General features: G+C 43.3%; 15 protein-coding genes. 9 read left to right on the top strand and 6 right to left on the bottom strand.

Going from position 1 to position 17,570, the window contains the following annotated elements:
- Nucleotides 1-100 precede the first annotated feature (100 nt).
- The 3 genes from HQ865_RS04685 to HQ865_RS04675 all read left to right on the top strand — a co-directional run bounded on the left by HQ865_RS04685 (nucleotide 101) and on the right by HQ865_RS04675 (nucleotide 5,531).
- Nucleotides 101-3,559, top strand: coding sequence for a PKD domain-containing protein (locus HQ865_RS04685; protein ID WP_173413773.1), 3,459 nt, complete (start codon nucleotides 101-103; stop codon nucleotides 3,557-3,559).
- A gap of 11 nt (nucleotides 3,560-3,570) precedes the next feature.
- The gene (locus HQ865_RS04680; RefSeq protein ID WP_173413772.1) at nucleotides 3,571-4,590 is read left to right on the top strand and encodes a PorP/SprF family type IX secretion system membrane protein; all 1,020 of its coding nucleotides are present in this window, start codon (nucleotides 3,571-3,573) and stop codon (nucleotides 4,588-4,590) included.
- 152 nt (nucleotides 4,591-4,742) lie between these two features.
- Nucleotides 4,743-5,531: a CPBP family intramembrane glutamic endopeptidase gene (locus HQ865_RS04675; RefSeq protein WP_173413771.1), complete on the top strand. Its 789-nt coding sequence runs from the start codon at nucleotides 4,743-4,745 to the stop codon at nucleotides 5,529-5,531.
- 34 nt (nucleotides 5,532-5,565) lie between these two features.
- On the opposite strand, the gene rpoN is transcribed toward HQ865_RS04675, so the two are convergent.
- A complete protein-coding gene (rpoN, locus tag HQ865_RS04670; protein ID WP_173413770.1) occupies nucleotides 5,566-7,041 on the bottom strand; it encodes an RNA polymerase factor sigma-54 in 1,476 nt (491 codons plus the stop codon).
- Between the two features lie 160 nt (nucleotides 7,042-7,201).
- Between rpoN and mscL the strand changes: the two genes are divergently transcribed.
- Nucleotides 7,202-7,588, top strand: coding sequence for a large-conductance mechanosensitive channel protein MscL (gene mscL, locus HQ865_RS04665; RefSeq protein ID WP_173413769.1), 387 nt, complete (start codon nucleotides 7,202-7,204; stop codon nucleotides 7,586-7,588).
- Nucleotides 7,589-7,672: 84 nt separating this feature from the next.
- Here the strand turns inward: mscL and HQ865_RS04660 are convergent, their stop codons facing one another.
- The 4 genes from HQ865_RS04660 to HQ865_RS04645 all read right to left on the bottom strand — a co-directional run bounded on the left by HQ865_RS04660 (nucleotide 7,673) and on the right by HQ865_RS04645 (nucleotide 12,810).
- A complete protein-coding gene (locus tag HQ865_RS04660) occupies nucleotides 7,673-8,464 on the bottom strand; it encodes a DUF4249 domain-containing protein (protein ID WP_173413768.1) in 792 nt (263 codons plus the stop codon).
- A gap of 4 nt (nucleotides 8,465-8,468) precedes the next feature.
- Nucleotides 8,469-10,760 (bottom strand): TonB-dependent receptor, encoded by a 2,292-nt coding sequence (locus HQ865_RS04655; protein WP_237073746.1) that lies wholly within the window; start codon nucleotides 10,758-10,760, stop codon nucleotides 8,469-8,471.
- Nucleotides 10,761-11,011: 251 nt separating this feature from the next.
- Complete coding sequence (locus tag HQ865_RS04650; protein WP_173413766.1) at nucleotides 11,012-11,584, bottom strand: DUF4276 family protein; 573 nt, start codon at nucleotides 11,582-11,584, stop codon at nucleotides 11,012-11,014.
- Nucleotides 11,581-12,810 (bottom strand): AAA family ATPase, encoded by a 1,230-nt coding sequence (locus HQ865_RS04645; RefSeq protein WP_173413765.1) that lies wholly within the window; start codon nucleotides 12,808-12,810, stop codon nucleotides 11,581-11,583. The genes HQ865_RS04650 and HQ865_RS04645 overlap by 4 nt, the downstream gene beginning before the upstream one ends.
- 137 nt (nucleotides 12,811-12,947) lie before the next feature.
- On the opposite strand from HQ865_RS04645, the gene HQ865_RS26030 reads away from it, so the two are divergent.
- Nucleotides 12,948-13,073: a hypothetical protein gene (locus HQ865_RS26030; protein ID WP_262889718.1), complete on the top strand. Its 126-nt coding sequence runs from the start codon at nucleotides 12,948-12,950 to the stop codon at nucleotides 13,071-13,073.
- Nucleotides 13,074-13,445: 372 nt separating this feature from the next.
- Here HQ865_RS26030 and HQ865_RS04640 read toward each other — a convergent pair whose 3' ends face one another.
- A complete protein-coding gene (locus HQ865_RS04640) occupies nucleotides 13,446-13,709 on the bottom strand; it encodes a hypothetical protein (protein ID WP_173413764.1) in 264 nt (87 codons plus the stop codon).
- 247 nt (nucleotides 13,710-13,956) lie between these two features.
- Between HQ865_RS04640 and rpsL the strand changes: the two genes are divergently transcribed.
- From rpsL to rpsJ, 4 genes are all read left to right on the top strand, one after another.
- Nucleotides 13,957-14,370 carry a 30S ribosomal protein S12 gene (rpsL, locus tag HQ865_RS04635; RefSeq protein WP_107826625.1) on the top strand — a complete coding sequence of 138 codons (414 nt, stop codon included), beginning with the start codon at nucleotides 13,957-13,959 and terminating at the stop codon, nucleotides 14,368-14,370.
- Between the two features lie 19 nt (nucleotides 14,371-14,389).
- Nucleotides 14,390-14,857, top strand: a complete 468-nt coding sequence (gene rpsG / locus HQ865_RS04630; protein ID WP_173413763.1) for a 30S ribosomal protein S7 — start codon at nucleotides 14,390-14,392, stop codon at nucleotides 14,855-14,857.
- Nucleotides 14,858-14,980: 123 nt separating this feature from the next.
- Nucleotides 14,981-17,095: an elongation factor G gene (gene fusA, locus HQ865_RS04625; RefSeq protein ID WP_173413762.1), complete on the top strand. Its 2,115-nt coding sequence runs from the start codon at nucleotides 14,981-14,983 to the stop codon at nucleotides 17,093-17,095.
- Nucleotides 17,096-17,233: 138 nt separating this feature from the next.
- Entirely contained in the window at nucleotides 17,234-17,539 is a 306-nt protein-coding gene (rpsJ, locus tag HQ865_RS04620) for a 30S ribosomal protein S10 (RefSeq protein WP_078347761.1), read from the top strand.
- Nucleotides 17,540-17,570: the final 31 nt, after the last annotated feature.

Raw genomic sequence — 17,570 nt, 5'->3', positions numbered from 1 at the left:
CCATATTGTAGTTATACTGCTATTTATTACTTTTTGCTGTACCCGTGTTTTTGCGCAGGGTAGCACATCTAACAAAGGCACTGAGTTTTGGACTTGTTGGATGAGTCACGTTGACGGTACAGGCAGTTCAATGAGCCTTTATATCACTGGCGATATTACCACTACTGGCACTGTAAGTTTTGCCGACGGCACGACAGCATCTATACCTTTTAATGTTACTGCAAATAAGGTTACTATAGTAAATATACCAACAAGCGTTTATTTAAGTAGTGCCGGACAAATCGCTAAAGGTATTTACATCACTTCGGCAAAAAACATTGTTGTATATGCCCATATTTACCATGCTTCCCGATCTGGTGCTACGTTAGTTCTTCCGGTAAATGCAATGGGTAAAGATTACTATTCAATTAATTATACACAAAAACCCACTTCTGCCTATTCAGTATTTTGCGTAATCGCTACCGAAGACAATACCACAGTAGAAATTACTCCATCTGCTAAGCTAACTACCGGCCAGGCTGCCAAAACGGCGTTTAATATTTCCTTAAGAAAAGGCGAAGTGTATCAGGCATTGTCATCAACTGATCTTACTGGCAGCCATATCCGGTCGATTAGCAGCGGTACGGAACCGTGCAAAAAGATAGCTGTATATTCGGGAAGTACATGGCTCGCCATTAATTGTAATACGGCTCAGGGCGCTAAAGCATCTGCTGATAATTTATTTCAACAAGTATATCCGACAGCCGCATGGGGAAAAAATTACGTTACAGCCCCGCTTGCAGGGCGCAACTACGATGTATTTCGCATTATATACAGCGACCCTACTGCAAAAGTAACTTTAAACGGGACGCTTATACAAAGCAACCAGTTAATAAATAATTTATATTACGAGTTTAATTCACAAAGTTCAAATGTAATTACATCTGATAAGCCAATACAAGTTGCACAATATGCAGTGACTCAAAACGCCACCATTAATTGTGTAGACAATCTTGCTGAAACGATAGGCGACCCCGAAATGATATTTTTATCGCCGATTGAACAAGGGCTTGACCATGTTACTTTATATTCTACAGACCAGCAGGTTATAGTGCAAAGTTATATTAATGTGATTATCCCCACTACAGCGGTATCATCGTTTGTTTTGGACGGGGCCTCGTACACCAATTTCTCAAGCATTAATACCACTTATTCATATGCCCAAATACCTGTTAAATCCGGGCCAACATTAGGTACACATAATATCAGCGCATCCGCTCCTTTCAATGCTATTGCTTATGGATTTGGTCAATTTGAATCCTACGGCTACGCCGCCGGTACCGACCTAAAAAACCTTAATGAATTTATCAATTTGCAGGACGCGGCCACTAACAGCATTGTATCGCAAGGCTGTGCCGGGGTAACCTACAAGCCAAGGGTAATTATACCTTATCAAACCACAAAGATAACCTGGGATATGAAAGATGGTAAAACACCCGTTGCTATCACTTACGCCCAGCCCGATTCAACCTTAACAAAAAACGGACAAACACTATATCTTTATAACTATTCTTCCACTATTAGTTATAATACTCCCGGGAATTATAGCATTGTAGCCACTGTATTCAATCAAAACGCCGACGACTGCGGCAGCAACGAGGATATCGAATTTGACTATACCATATCTGATGTCCCCACAGCCAATTTTACCCATTCGGTTAAACCAACCGGTACCTGCCCCGGCGATGAGGTTACTTTTACCGATACCACCGACCCAAAAACCGTGGGCATTAAAAGCTGGAGCTGGGATTTTGGCGATGCGGCAAATTCTACAGCGAGTAACCCCAACAACGTCACTAATCAAAACCCGAAGCATACTTTTATCAAACCGGGCGATTATACCGTAATGCTAACGGTTCAGAACCAAAACGGCTGCTCTACAACCTCTCCTCCACAAACCATCCATGTTAATCAATCTCCAACCGCAGCATTCACCACATCGACTCCTGATTGCGAGACACGGGATATCACTTTCAATGCGCAGGCTTCGGCAGCTAACGAGGGTACTTTAACCACCTGGCTATGGGATTTTGGCGATGGTACGGCTACAGTTCAAAAAACAAACGGCCAGCCTTTTCCGCACCAGTTTGCAGCAACAGGTACGTACCAAATATCGTTAACGGTTACCAGCAGCACAGGGTGCAGCAATACAGTTATTAATAGTGTTATTGTTAATCCGTTGCCGGTGGTTGATTTTATCCTGCCCGATGTTTGCCTTTCAGATGCCTTCGCACAATTTACGGATAAGAGTACCATTGCCGATGGATCGGAAGGACAATTTACCTGGTCGTGGGATTTTGGCGATGCGACACGATCAACCGCGATTAATCCAAATACTTCACAGCTGCAAAATCCTAAGCATCAATACACACAGGTAGGCAATTATACGGTTAGCTTAACAATTACCTCAAAAAACGGTTGCATAGTCACCAAATCGCAGCAGTTTACCGTTAATGGCGATACTCCTAAAGCTTTGTTTGATATCCCTGCTCCAACCTGTAGCAGCGATGATGCCTTATTTAAAGATAATTCGACGGTTAACTTTGGCAATATCACCAGGCTGGTATGGTATTTTGACTACAATAATAACCCCGGTCAAACCGTAATCTACACCAAAGATCAATTCCCTGCAGACCGGATATATCATCATAATTATGGTTTATTTAATAATCAGCCGTCTAAAACTTATGCTGTAAAAATGGAAGCTTACTCGGGCGAAAGCTGCGTAAGTGTAAGCGAGGTGAAAAATGTTGTGATAAATGCCAATCCTTATGCTAAAGTAACGCCAATAGGCCCGCTATGCCAGGAGGCTGCCCCGGTGCAAATTCCGGTTAGCGTGGTTTATGGCAATGGCACAGGCACGTTCAGTGGTACAGGCGTATCCGCTTCGGGTCTGTTCGATCCGGCAAAGGCCGGCCCCGGCACATTTAATATCCATTATACTTTTGCAAATGATAATACCCAATGCGCGTTCGATACCACGCTGTCGGTAACCGTTTACCCCACTCCTACCGCCAATGCCGGCCCCAATCTGCATGTTTTGCAGGGTGGCAGCATCACCATTAATGCCAGCGCCGGTCCGCAACCGCTTCAATACAAATGGACGCTGGCCAACGGTGGCAAGGCCATTGGTTTAGATCACGACGATGTGCTTAGTCCCATAGCCTCGCCAACTGATGATACCGATTATATGCTTACGGTAACAACGGCCAATGGCTGCAGTAAATCGTCGGTAGTGCATGTAAGCGTGCTTAAAGCGCCGGTGGTGCCTAACACCTTCACACCCAATAATGATGGGTTTAACGACCGCTGGGAAATAAAATATTTAGATACTTATCCAAATTGTACGGTTGAAGTATACAACCGATTGGGAGAAAAGCTATATTCGTCTGTTGGTTACCCTGTACCGTGGGATGGCACCTACCAGGGCGCCACCCTGCCTGTGGGTACCTACTACTATATTATCAACCCGAAAAACGGCCGAAAGGTCATCAGTGGCAGTATAACTATAATCAGGTAGGTTTAAATTTAATGAAGCGGATATTATTATTGTGCGGAGGGATTTTGGCCGGGCTGGTGCAATTGGCATGCGCCCAGCAACGCCCGCAGTATACCCAATATGTGTTCAATAGCTTTTTATTGAACCCCGCGGTAAGCGGTATTGAAAACTATGTAGACCTTAAAGCCGGCTATCGCAGCCAGTGGACAGGGCTGGACGGCGCACCTGTAACCAGTTATATTACCATCAACGGCCCTATAGGCCGCAATTTTGTGCAGGGCGATGCTACCGCCATGCCCGGCGATGGCGCAAACCCCTACAGCCGCAGCTATACGCAGGATTACATGGCATCCGAACCGCATCACGGTGTAGGTTTTTCTTTAGTGTCCGACAAAACCGGCCCTATCACCCAAACCAATATGGACCTGAGCTATGCCTATCACCTGGGCCTAACCTCAAACCTTAACCTGGCAGTAGGCGTATCGGCCGGTGTTAACCATATTGGCCTAAACCTGGCCGAAATTACGGTTGCAGATACTCAACCCGACCCGGTAATTGTAAACGGCAATGCCAGCCAATGGAAGCCCGACCTGAGCGCGGGTATATGGGCCTATTCGGGTAATTACTTTATGGGCGTATCGGTACAGCAATTGTTAAAGCAAAACCTGTATTTTAATACCACCAGCAACGTAACCCAAAGCCAAACGGTACCGCACTACTTTTTTACAGCCGGCGTAAAAGTGCCAATGGGCGACGATGTGGCCCTGCTGCCATCGGTACTTGTAAAAGTGATACAACCTGTGCCTACTACCTTTGATGTGAACCTAAAAATGGCTTTCCGCGATATATTTTGGATAGGAGGATCGTACCGTAAAGATGATTCGTTCGGCGCGCTGGCCGGTTTCAATATCAGTTCAACCATCAACGTAGGCTATTCGTACGATCTTACTACATCGGCCCTAAAAACCGTAAGCAACGGCACACACGAAATTGTGATCGGTATTTTGCTGAACAACAAGTATAAGGTACGCTGCCCACAACACGGGTTTTAACTTAATGCCCAGTCATAAAGACATTTTTGCTCATATAATATATAATTAATACTTAACAGGTGAATACGGTACGTTTACCGAAAACAAACGTGGTTTCGCCGATTATTTATTGATACTTTTTTCTCAAATCACGCTATTTGCTAAAAAGTACAATGAAAGTATTTATTCAAAATTTACCCGCCTGGTTAAAGGTACTCATCTATTTCCTGGCTTTGTGGGGTGCAACCCTAATTACGGGCATATTACCTATGTTCAATGATTTTGCCTTTTTCTTTTTGGTTTCATTGGCTTTAAGCTGGATATTTTTAACTATGGAGAATAAGTCTTTGCTATCGTTGGGTTTTATTCCACTCAATAAAAAGCAAGTAAGCTATTTTTTTAATGGGCTTGGTATAGGCGCTTTAATGTTGCTGGGGTGTTTCGCCTTAACGGTATTCTTAACGAAGGATACATGGTTGTTTAACTGCAAGGTTGCTCCTATGTATTTAATCATGTCCTTTTTAATTTGCCTATGGTCTGCATTTGTCCAGGAATTTGTATTCAGGGGGTATCCTTTTCAAACTTTATTAAAACGCTATTCGCCGTGGATAGTACAATTGATAATAGCGATACCTTTTGGTTTAATGCATCTTATGGATCATAAAATGAGCAGTAGTGATATTGCGATAACTATGTTATGCACAGGTATAGGGTCGGTACTTTTTGGGCTCGCGTATATTAAAACTAAAAGCCTGATGCTGCCTATAGGCATTCATCTTGGTTGGAACTACCTGCAACTACTAATACCCCGCGCTTCGGGAGGAGGAAATTCAGGGTTGATCATTATTAACAGCCAGGCTACATACGGCGTTTTAAACGTGGTAATTCCTTACATTATTGTTGCGTTGTTAAGTATTTTGATACTTTGGATGTGGAAGCCGGCAACTTCCATAAAGGCTTAAAGATATGTTATTCACAAACATTTTAACAGCGTAGTTACAACTCCTTTCTAAGTCTCGCCACCGGTATGTTCATCTGTTCGCGGTATTTGGCTACGGTGCGGCGGGCGATGTTGTAGCCTGCATCCTTTAATATTTCGGTGAGTTTTTCGTCGGCCAGCGGGTGGCGTTTATCTTCCTTGCCAATATGCTCTTCAAGTATCTTCTTCACCTCTTTGTTGGATACTTCCTCACCGCTTTCGGTTTGGATGGCTTCGCTAAAGAAAGATTTCAGCAGGAAGGTACCGTATTCGGTCTGCACATATTTGGAGTTGGCCACACGCGATACCGTAGAGATATCCATACCAATTTTATCGGCGATATCTTTCAGGATCATCGGCTTCAGGTTCTTTTCATCGCCAGTCAAAAAGAAATCGTACTGGTAATGCATAATGGCATTCATGGTTTTCAGCAGGGTTTGCTGGCGTTGTTTTATCGCATCGATAAACCACTTGGCCGAATCGAGCTTTTGCTTTACAAACTGCACAGCTTCTTTCAGCTTCTTATCCTTTTGCGATGCCTTATCGTAATGCTCAAACATATCCTGGTACGAACGGCTTACGCGTAGCTCGGGCGCGTTTTTAGCGTTAAGGGTCAATACCAGTGTGCCGTCGTTATTGGTGATATGAAAATCGGGGATCACCTGCATTTGTTTGGTATTCACCTCGTTGCTGTCACCGGGCTTGGGGTTTAGCTTCAGTATCTCGCTCACTACGGCGCGCAACTCCATCGAGTCCATATTAAGCACCTTTTCCAGTTTATCGTAGTGCTTGCGGGTAAACTCATCCAGGTAATCCTCAACTACAATAATGGCTTTTTTAATAACAGGATCGTTCGCGTCTTTCTTGCGCAGTTGTATCAGCAGGCACTCCTGCAGGGTGCGCGCGCCAACGCCCGCCGGGTCGAAAGTTTGGATCACCTTCAGCATCTCCTCTACCTCCTCGTCCTCGGCCATCACGTTTTGCGAAAAGGCCAGATCGTCGGTAAGCGAAGTGATGGGGCGGCGCAGGTAGCCGTCGTCATCCAAACTACCTATAATTTGCTGCCCGATACGGAAATCTTTTTCGGTAAGCGGTAACAGGTCAAGCTGCGATTGCAGGTTCTCGAAGAAAGATGACTGAACGGCAATGGGGATCTCTTTACGGTCTTCGTCATCATCTCCGTTTTGGTCGTAGCGCGAGCCGTAATCGTTCACGTTATCTTCCTGCAGGTAGTCGTCGATGTTAAATTCATCAGAGCCCCCCATATCGTCGTCGCTGCTGTAGTTATCTTCGTCGGGGTCGCGGTCGGGGTATTGCTCCTCGGGCTCGCTCATATTGGTCAGGCTAAAATCTTCAAGCGCGGGGTTTTCCTCCAGTTCCTCCTTAATGCGGGTATCTAACGATACGGTTGGCACCTGCAGCAACTTAATAAACTGAATTTGCTGCGGAGATAATTTTTGTAATAGTTTTTGTTGAAGATTCTGTTTTAGCATATGTTAGATAGCGCCAAAATTACATCAAATTATGTCGAAATAAAAACGCCGGCATTTGATGTAAAGTGTAAAACCTTTTATTTGTTTTTGGTTTCTATAAATAATGCCTTAACTTCATTTTGAAGTAGAATTTATTAATCACAAATAAAAATTTCAATCTATGGGCTTTGTTAAAGAATTTAAGGAATTTGCCATTAAAGGCAATGTGATAGATCTGGCTGTGGCTGTGGTAATTGGCGCGGCTTTCGGCAAGATCGTAAGTTCGTTGGTTGATGATATCATCACCCCGGCTATCCTCACCCCGGCGCTTAAAGCTGCTCACTTAACCAACCTGAGCGAACTGGTAATACCCGGAACGGCTATTAAATACGGCAACTTCCTGTCGCAAATTATTTCGTTCCTTATCGTAGCCGTAGCCTTATTCCTCATCATTAAAGGCATCAACGCTACCAAAAAGAAAGAAGAGGCCGCCCCCGCCGCGCCACCTGCGCCTACCAAGGAGGAAATATTGCTTACTGAGATAAGGGATCTGCTGGCGAGGAAATAAGCCGAGCCCCCCAGCCCCCTAAAGGGGGAGTGAATGGGCAAAATGTCTTAAAAGGCGTGCTCCCCTTTAGGGGGCTGGGGGGGGTTAAAGCACCATTATACTCTTGCGCTGCACGGTATACGCACTGAAATAGCCTAATGCACCGTTGCTGATGTTGGATGTTGGATTGGATGGCGTAGCCGAATTGGCCGGCCCGTTGCCGCCCTGCTGACCGAGATTGTACCAGTAATTGTACACGTTTTTATCGATGCACTGCATCTCCACTTCTACCTTGTCGCCGGTTTTTAGTTCGATATCGTATTGATAAAGGGTGCTGTTTACAATGCGGCCGTTGCTAAGGTTATCGTTAATTGTAAATACCTGCTTTACCTGTACACCGTTCACAAACATCAGGAAATTGTATTGATTGACAGCATCCGGCGGGTCGTGGTAAAAGGCTGATACCGTTTTTACCGTTTTTTTACCTACTGCCAGGCCACTGATATTTATCGAATCGAGCGTAACCTGGTTGGGCATAACCGATGTGGCAGTGTAGGTTTTATCGCCCAGTTTTACGGTCATGGTATAAGCCGTGCCCGAACGCCCCCGGGTATTAGCTAGGGTATACTGACCGGGTTGTGTTTCTTTAAAAGTGGTTGTTCCCGTAGTGCTGGCTACCGTAACCGCGGCACCGGTTACGGGCGGGTAAACATTGGCATCATCATAAGCAACTGTTTTAGATATAGTGATGGTTTGCACACCTGCAACATTGGTGAGTTTACCCTCTATCACTATCTTTTCATCGTTATTGCCGATCTTAATATCAATAACCCGCTGGCACGACGCAATGGCCATGTGCAGGATTGAAGCCGGTATCAGCAATAAGTATCTACGCACAGATCTAAAATTTAAAGTTCCAGGTTACCGATGGGATAATGCCGAACAGGCTGGTCTCTACAGCTTCGGTGCGCGGCGGGCTATCCTTGGTGTCCTTAAATATCACACTATAAGGGTTTTTACGATTATACACATTATATATGCCAAACGTCCAGCCCGAATGATATTTTTTATGCAGCTTACCATCAAAGGTAACCCCAAGGTCTAAACGATTGTCTGACGGCAGCCTGTACCCGTTACGTGCTGAATAATAATACGTGGTAACCCCGCCAACCTTATACTTGCCGCTGGGGAAGGTTACCGCGTTGCCCGAACCATACACAAACACCGCCGAAAGTGTAACGCGCGGCTTCAACTGGTATATACCCACAAACGATACCTCGTGCGTGCGGTCCTGCCGGGCGGGGAAGTAGTTGCCATTATTTATCGCGTCAAATTTATTCTCCACCCGCGAAAGCGTGTAGCCTATCCAGCCATTCAAGCGACCGTATTTCTTTTTAAGATACAGTTCCAGGCCGTAAGCCCTGCCAACGCCGTACAGCAGTTGCGATTCCACATTCTCGTTAGCCAGCAGTTGCGCGTTGTTTTTATAGTCGATCTGGTTTTGCAGCTTTTTGTAGTATACCTCGGCCGAAAACTCATATTGGTTATGCTGCAAATTACGGTAGTACCCAAGCGATACCTGGTCGGCTATGCCGGGCTTAACGTTATTACTGCTCATGATATAAATATCGGTAGGCAAGGCGGCTGTTGAGTTTGATAACAGGTGAATATTTTGCGTATTATGATTGTACGATGCTTTAACGGCATTAGCCTCATTTATAGTATAATTAGCACTGAAGCGGGGTTCCAGGTTCAAGTAATCCTGCGCTGATTGCCCGCTGCTATAGGTTTTTGTGGACGTAATGACGCCGTTAACATCATAAGTATTAAATGTGCCCGGCCCGCGCAGGCTGAACCAGTTGAGCCGCGCGCCGTAAACCAGGTTAATGCGGCTGCCGATCTTCATGTCATCCGAAATGTACGCGGCAAATTCGTCGGCGCTCCGGTCTTCTATTTTGGTTGAATTATAGATAGCTGTCGGGGTCGACTGGATGTTACCCGGTTTGATATACTTACGCGTAATATCAGCTCCGAATGTTATCTTATTTCGCGCCCCGGCAAACCAGGTAAAATCCTGTTTAAGGCTCAGATCTTTTATGCGCGATGCCACATTGAATACATTGTTATCGCTAAGGTTATTAATAGCATAATTATAATTGCTGTACACCAGCGATGTATTGGCAAATAGCTTGCTGTTATAGATATGGTTCCAGCGCAGCGATGCGGTGGAGTTACCCCAGTTTGTACTGAAATTATCCTTCAGGCCGATGTTATCCTTACCATAATAGGTTGACAGGTAAAGCGTGTTCTGATCGTCAAGCTTATAATTCAGTTTCGCGTTCAGATCGTAAAAATACAGGCTGCTGCCTTTCAGGCTCGAATCGCCCGAGAGTTTTAGGAACACATCGGCATAGGTGCGCCGGGCACTCACCATGAACGAGCTTTTACCTTTCACCAGCGGCCCTTCGGCCTTAATGCGCGAGGAGATCAATCCCACTCCACCCTCGAAGTGATAGTTTTGGTTATTACCCTCATCCATCTTTACATCCAGTACCGATGACAGCCTGCCGCCATAAGCCGCCGGCATGCCACCTTTATACAAGCTTACATCTTTTATCGCGTCCGAATTAAAAATAGAGAAGAAACCAAACAGGTGCGTAGCGTTATACACCTGCGCCCCATCCAGCAGGATGAGGTTCTGATCAGACCCACCGCCACGCACGTAATAGCCTGTATTAGCGTCGCCGGTTGATTTTACGCCGGGCAACAACTGGATAGTTTTCAGGATGTCTTTTTCGCCAAGCAGTACCGGTACGTTGTTCATGATATTGGCATCCAGCTTATTTAGCCCCATTTGCGGGTTGCTGATATTCTCGTTGGCTGGTGCATTGGTACCTTTTACCACTACCTCGTTTAGTGCATTGGCGCTATTGAGGGTTTGATTAAGGATGGTATTTTTTTGCAGATCTATCTTTACGTTAACCGTGGTATAGCCAATGTAGCTGATCTGCACATTATAAGTACCTGTGGGCAGACTAAGCGAGTAGAAACCAAAATCGTTACTTACAACGCCGTTTTGTTTTAGTTCGATAGTAGTGATAGTAGCGCCGATGAGGTTCTCGCCGGTCTGGGCATCGGTAACGGTTCCGCTGATGGTGAATTTTTGCTGGGCGCAGGCATTAAACGGCAGCATACACAGCCCCAAAACAAGCATTAAACAAACTTGCAAAAGAACAGAACGAACAAGGCTGGAGCAGAATTTAATAACGGGCTGAAAACACATTTACCAAAAGCTTTACGCTTATTTATTAAGACGTTAAATATGCGTTTTTATTTTGTGAATGCAATGTGGTGAAATGGTGAATTTGCGGGGTGGGATTGTGTTTTATAATAGTGGCAATTTAACCACAAAGGACACGGAGTTTTGCACGGAGGACACGGAGGTTATTGTACTAATCTTTTGTTGAATTCGGTGATGAAAGCGCTGAAGCATGAACAGTTCTTTTCGACTAAATCGATGTCTAATTTTTTGAATATTTCGGGGCAATGTGATTCGTGAAATTGTTTATTTAATCTGGCAGTTAATTGTTTCAAAAACTCTTTTGGTTTAGATTGAAACATGGGGTTAGCTTTTGTTTTATGAGAGGTTTTATACGCTGCATTAAAAGTGTCAATATCGCCCAATATCAATGCTTCCAATTCCCATATATTTAATAGCAAAACGCCCTTGTTATCTACTAATACATTTAACGATTGAAACCAATCCTTTCGTTGTTTCAACTTGTTTTTATTTGATGCAAGATCGTCCAAATCGCGCACGAAAATAACCAGGTTACACTTCTTGTCTTTGGCCTCAATTGGTAACTGATCTTTCAGCTTTTTTGTATCTAAATGATAGCCTTTGATACGCGGTGTTAACACGCAAAATTGAACTTGCTTTTTGTACCTTTTCTCCAATAAATTTTTAATTGATGAAGTATCGCTTGGGTCTTCACCTACAAGGCCAACCTTTATCATTCTTCAAGGTCTGAAAGCGTCCAATAATCGCTAAAAAAGCCAACTTCTTTCATGTACTTTTTAGCCTTAGTAATCTCTTTGGATGTAAGGTGCCTTATTTGCGTACCTTTTTTCAGATCGTAGCTGGCAATTAATATACTATCTAATTCCTCAGGAGATAAGTGATCTAATGCTTTTGGAGCATGCGTTGATATCAGTATTTGTTTGTGTTCGGATTGCTCTTTTAAGAAATCCATTAGCAGGTTAAATTGATGAGGGTGGATGCCTAATTCGGGTTCTTCGATTAATATTAAACCAGCAGTGTATGTTACTTCCGAAATTATATAAAACAATCTTTTAGTTCCGTCAGACAACTGTGACCAAGGCATCCAATTACCATTAATTTTGAATTCAAGTTTTATATTTTCTACTATTATTCTTTTACTGTCGTTATATAAGTTTATGTTTTTATTAAATCTTAAATCTTCAATTGGGCTAAAAGCTCTAATATTATCAATTATTATTTGTTGAGGTATTAGTAAATTACTAATACTTTCATTCACTAAATCAATAATCTTCTCAGGCGATATTATTTCATTCTTTGCTTCGGCTATTGCATTATCACCTATATTTGCTTCAAGACTCCATAATAGTGAATTTAAAAAATTCAAACTCCTATCGAAAGAAGCTTCTAATAAATCTTCAATTTCAAATGTAAAAGTCCCTGAAGTAGCTATATATTCTAGTTTATCAGGTAAATTGAAACCAATATATTTAGGAGATATTGATTGATACCCAATTCTTTGTAAAGCATAAGTAGCGCTGGATGTATAATAGAATTTCTTACCTTTAAATAGAAAAGGTTTTCTCAACATGCTATCTATAGAACTATCAAAAATTATTTCATTATCAAGATAAAATTTTTCAATCACATATTGTCTTTCATCAATTTCATCTTTTCGGTAAGAAATATTTCTTGAAGGCCGTTCTATCTCAATAAAAAAAGTATGATTATCGTTTGTTTTCAAAATAATCTTAGCGTAATCAAAAAATATTATTGCTCCTCGAGGATGATAAAGCACCTTCTCCATTAGCTCTAAAAAATTCGATTTCCCAGAACCATTTTTACCTATCAATATATTCAGCCCTTCTTTAAAATCAATAGTAACATCTTCAATAGATTTAAATCCTTTTAGATGTACTTTATCAACAAAAATCTTGGGCCTTTCAGCTAATTTATTTGACATAGAATTGTATAAACGTTTATCTGTTTAAACAGTGCAAATGTATTTGTTTCTAAAGATATACAAATGTTTGTTTTAACAGGACTTTCAAAACAAATGACACCATGCATTTATTATATCTATAACAAACATTTACTACTATGAAAAAGAAATTATTAAGCATGCTGATGCTGGGCGCGATTGTCGCCGCATTAGCTACCGGCTGCGCCGCTCCGCGCGAAGCGCCGCCGAAACCGCCTACCCCTCCGGGAGCGCCGGCCAAGTAAAGCGATGTTAAAGGCTTGCGTTGTTAAACATCGCAGGCCTTTAATGTTATCGATAAATTTAGGCTAAAGCCCCCATTTTTACCTACTCAATCCGTTGGCTAAAGCCAACGGCAATGAACATTTGCTACCCGACCGGAGACCAGCAATTATCATAGCGAACATTATGATCATGAATTTATTTCATTGCCGTTGGCTTCAGCCAACGGAATAAGCCGGCACAATATCGGCTTTAGCCAAACGCCAGCACTCCCCACTCAGCCTAAACCCGGGTGAAGCGGATACCGGCCCTGTGGCTAATGCCTTGTGTAGTATGAGCGGAACACGGGGCTACCCGACCCGATGAAATGCTTCCGTTCATTTTCAAAAAAACAATCACTTTTTCCAAATTTCTTCAAAATCAGCATTGCTCATCACCGTATATTCCATTTCATCCAAATCCAATGTTTTTTCTGCCAGGCCACCGTATTCATCTTCAATATTATCTTCATCATATTTCAGGGTCGGGCCGTTTTCATATATTTCAATTTGCCGGGTTACATAGTTATCCTCATCAAGTTCAAAGTACCATTCTGATGTACCCCAATAATTAAATTTATCCCCGCGCGATTCGTCCCAATGGCTTTTTATATACTTCATTTATCAATATAATTTTTGCCCGCTATTATTACGCTGTTACCTGCCTCTAATTTACATCTAACCCGCTATTAAACAACAACTTTGCAATCTTAAAACCTTTCAACATTAAAACTTTGCAAAACCTCAAAACTTTTTTAACCAACCACTTGAAAATCAAAAATAAAGTTCATACTTTTGCAGTCCCGAAAAGTGCCCGCCAATGTCGGCTGGACGAAGGGATAAAAAGAAGTAAAACAAAAAGCAAGAAATGCCTACTATTCAGCAATTAGTTAGAAAAGGTAGAGTAGCTCTGGTTGACAAGAGTAAGTCGCCAGCGTTGGACAGCTGTCCACAGCGAAGAGGCGTGTGCACCCGTGTGTACACCACTACCCCTAAGAAACCAAACTCAGCAATGCGTAAAGTTGCCCGTGTGCGCTTAACCAACGGTAAAGAGGTGAATGCCTACATCCCTGGCGAAGGCCACAACCTGCAGGAGCACTCGATCGTGTTGATCCGTGGCGGTCGTGTTAAAGACTTACCAGGTGTACGTTACCACATCATCCGTGGTGCATTGGATACTTCTGGCGTTAACGGTCGTAACCAGCGTCGTTCTAAATATGGTACTAAACGCCCTAAACCAGGTCAGGCAGCTGCTGCACCGGCAAAAGGTAAAAAGAAATAATTAAAGGAGGATAGTAACAATGAGAAAGTCAAAACCAAAAAAAAGAATCCTTCTTCCTGATCCAAAATTTAATGATGTTTTGGTAACCAGGTTTGTAAACAACATGATGTACGATGGTAAAAAATCTACCGCGTACGCTATCTTTTACAATGCTGTAGAAATTGTTGAAAAGAAAACCAGCGAAAACGGTTTAGATACCTGGAAAAAAGCGCTGAATAACGTAATGCCTGCTGTTGAAGTGAAAAGCCGCCGTGTAGGTGGTGCTAACTTCCAGGTGCCTACCGAGGTTCGTCCGGAACGTAAAGTGGCTTTGGGTATGAAATGGCTGATCAGCTATGCACGTCGTCGTGGCGAAAAAACCATGATGGAGAAACTGGCTGCCGAGATCATCTCTGCTGCTAAAGGTGAAGGTGCCGCTGTGAAGAAAAAAGAGGACACCCACAAAATGGCTGAAGCTAACAAAGCGTTCTCACATTTCCGTTTCTAATATCTAAGATTACACTGAGATATAAAAGGATTTCACCGGTTAACATTAAGATTACATAACGTAGTTATTATTGCAAACCGGTGGAATCATTTCCAAAATCGGTGAAATCATAAAAAAACAAACATGTCAAGAGACTTAAAATACACAAGAAATATTGGTATCGCTGCTCACATCGATGCCGGTAAAACTACCACTACCGAACGTATCCTTTATTATGCCGGTGTTAGCCACAAAATTGGCGAGGTGCACGAAGGTGCAGCTACCATGGACTGGATGGCACAGGAGCAGGAACGCGGTATCACCATCACTTCGGCTGCTACTACAGTAAACTGGAAATACCGTGGTCATAACTACCACGTAAACATCATTGATACACCGGGCCACGTGGATTTTACCGTAGAGGTAAACCGCTCGTTGCGTGTATTAGATGGTCTGGTATTTTTATTCAGCGCGGTTGACGGTGTTGAGCCTCAATCTGAAACCAACTGGCGTTTGGCTAATAACTACAACGTGCCACGTATTGGTTTCGTAAACAAAATGGACCGTAGCGGTGCCGATTTCCTTAACGTGGTTAAACAGGTTAAAGAAATGCTGGGTAGCGTTGCTATTCCATTGCAGTTACCTATCGGTGCTGAAGACCAGTTTAAAGGTGTGGTTGATCTGATCAACTTCCGCGGTATCGTTTGGAACGAGCACGATAAAGGTATGACCTTTACTGAGGTTCCGATCCCTGCCGATATGCTGGAAGAAGCTAACGAGTGGAGAGAGAAATTACTGGAAGCCGTAGCTGAGTTTGACGATCACCTGATGGAGAAATTCTTCGAAGATCCGACTACTATTACCGAGCGCGAAGTATTGGACGCTTTACGCCAGGCTACTTTGGCCGGCAAGATCGTTCCGATGACTTGCGGTTCATCTTTCAAAAACAAAGGTGTACAAACCATGCTTGATTATGTAATGGAGTTGATGCCTTCGCCAATGGATTCAAAAGGTGTTATCGGTACCAACCCTGATACTAACGAAGAAGTATTGGTTAAACCAGACGTAAAAGAACCGTTTGCAGCTTTAGCATTTAAAATTGCTACCGACCCATTTGTAGGCCGTCTGTGCTTCATCCGTGTTTACTCGGGTAACCTGGATGCTGGTTCATACATTTACAACATGCGTTCGGATAACAAAGAGCGTATCAGCCGTATCTTCCAAATGCACGCTAACAAGCAAAACCCTATCCCTAACGTAGGTGCAGGTGATATTGCTGCGGTAGTAGGCTTTAAGGATATTAAAACTGGCGATACCCTTTGCGACGAGAAAAACAAGATCGTACTGGAATCAATGGTATTCCCTGATCCGGTTATCGGTTTGGCTATCGAGCCTAAAACTCAGGCCGACGTTGATAAATTAGGTATCGCTTTAGGTAAACTGGCCGAAGAGGATCCAACCTTCCGTGTACAAACCGATCAGGACACTGGCCAAACTGTAATTAGCGGTATGGGCGAGTTGCACCTTGATATTTTGATGGACCGTTTAAAACGCGAATTTAAAGTAGAGGTTAACCAGGGCGCTCCGCAAGTAGCATACAAAGAAGCTATCACCGGCACTACCCAACACCGTGAAACTTATAAGAAACAAACCGGTGGCCGTGGTAAATTTGCCGATATCCAGGTGGTTATTTCTCCGGGAGAAGAAGGTAAAGAAGGTTTAGAATTTGTTAACGAAATTGTTGGTGGTTCTATCCCACGCGAGTTCATCCCATCTGTAGAAAAAGGCTTCAAGTCGGCTATGGATAACGGTGTACTGGCAGGCTTCCCATTAACCAGCTTAAAAGTTCGTTTGATCGATGGTTCGTTCCACGCGGTCGATTCGGATGCGTTATCTTTCGAGATCGCAGGCCGTTCTGCTTACCGTGAAGCATTGCCAAAATGTAAACCGGTATTGTTAGAGCCGATCATGAAGATCGAGATCTTAACCCCTGAAGAAAACATGGGTGACGTGATCGGTGACATGAACCGTCGTCGTGGCCAGCTGCAAGGTATGGACACCCGTAACGGTGCGCAGGTAATTAAAGCGCAGGTACCACTTTCTGAAATGTTCGGTTATGTAACGCAATTACGTACCATCACTTCGGGTCGTGCAACTTCAACAATGGAGTTCGATCACTACTCTGAAGCGCCACGTAACGTACAGGAAGAAGTTGTAGCCAAAAACAAAGGCCGCAAAAAAGGTGCTATCGACGAATAGTCTTTTAGAGATTAGTTGATTAGGTTGATTGAGTGAGTAGTTTAGCTGCTTCGAAACAACCTAATCAACTTAATAAACATAATCAACCCAATCAACTATAATTAATAGCTCTTATAGTTGGTTATAATTAACAACAAAATGAGCCAAAGAATCAGGATCAAATTAAAATCGTACGATTACAACCTGGTCGACAAGTCGGCCGAGAAGATCGTAAAAACAGTAAAGCCAACAGGCGCTGTAGTTAGCGGACCACTGCCGCTGCCAACCGAGAAAAAAGTGTTTACCGTATTGCGTTCACCGCACGTAAACAAAAAAGCCCGCGAGCAGTTCCAACTGTGCTCTTACAAGCGTTTATTAGACATCTACAGCTCTAACTCAAAAACTGTAGACGCTTTAATGAAGCTTGAATTGCCAAGCGGCGTTGAAGTTGAGATCAAAGTGTGATAGTACCGGAAGATCCGAAAAATATACAAAG

Source organism: Mucilaginibacter mali, from assembly GCF_013283875.1.
In the GTDB taxonomy this organism is placed as follows: Bacteria; Bacteroidota; Bacteroidia; order Sphingobacteriales; family Sphingobacteriaceae; genus Mucilaginibacter; species Mucilaginibacter mali.
This window is presented reverse-complemented; position numbering and strand designations above follow the sequence as displayed.

What these genes read in the sequence shown, in the direction of transcription:
- HQ865_RS04685 (WP_173413773.1), top strand. Translation starts at nt 101, where the DNA reads ATGAGTCACGTTGACGGTACAGGCAGTTCAATGAGCCTTTATATCACT.
- HQ865_RS04680 (WP_173413772.1), top strand. Translation starts at nt 3,571, where the DNA reads ATGAAGCGGATATTATTATTGTGCGGAGGGATTTTGGCCGGGCTGGTG.
- HQ865_RS04675 (WP_173413771.1), top strand. Translation starts at nt 4,743, where the DNA reads ATGAAAGTATTTATTCAAAATTTACCCGCCTGGTTAAAGGTACTCATC.
- rpoN (WP_173413770.1), bottom strand. Translation starts at nt 7,041, where the DNA reads ATGCTAAAACAGAATCTTCAACAAAAACTATTACAAAAATTATCTCCG.
- mscL (WP_173413769.1), top strand. Translation starts at nt 7,202, where the DNA reads ATGGGCTTTGTTAAAGAATTTAAGGAATTTGCCATTAAAGGCAATGTG.
- HQ865_RS04655 (WP_237073746.1), bottom strand. Translation starts at nt 10,760, where the DNA reads ATGCTGCCGTTTAATGCCTGCGCCCAGCAAAAATTCACCATCAGCGGA.
- HQ865_RS04650 (WP_173413766.1), bottom strand. Translation starts at nt 11,584, where the DNA reads ATGATAAAGGTTGGCCTTGTAGGTGAAGACCCAAGCGATACTTCATCA.
- HQ865_RS04645 (WP_173413765.1), bottom strand. Translation starts at nt 12,810, where the DNA reads ATGTCAAATAAATTAGCTGAAAGGCCCAAGATTTTTGTTGATAAAGTA.
- HQ865_RS26030 (WP_262889718.1), top strand. Translation starts at nt 12,948, where the DNA reads ATGAAAAAGAAATTATTAAGCATGCTGATGCTGGGCGCGATTGTCGCC.
- HQ865_RS04640 (WP_173413764.1), bottom strand. Translation starts at nt 13,709, where the DNA reads ATGAAGTATATAAAAAGCCATTGGGACGAATCGCGCGGGGATAAATTT.
- rpsL (WP_107826625.1), top strand. Translation starts at nt 13,957, where the DNA reads ATGCCTACTATTCAGCAATTAGTTAGAAAAGGTAGAGTAGCTCTGGTT.
- rpsG (WP_173413763.1), top strand. Translation starts at nt 14,390, where the DNA reads ATGAGAAAGTCAAAACCAAAAAAAAGAATCCTTCTTCCTGATCCAAAA.
- fusA (WP_173413762.1), top strand. Translation starts at nt 14,981, where the DNA reads ATGTCAAGAGACTTAAAATACACAAGAAATATTGGTATCGCTGCTCAC.
- rpsJ (WP_078347761.1), top strand. Translation starts at nt 17,234, where the DNA reads ATGAGCCAAAGAATCAGGATCAAATTAAAATCGTACGATTACAACCTG.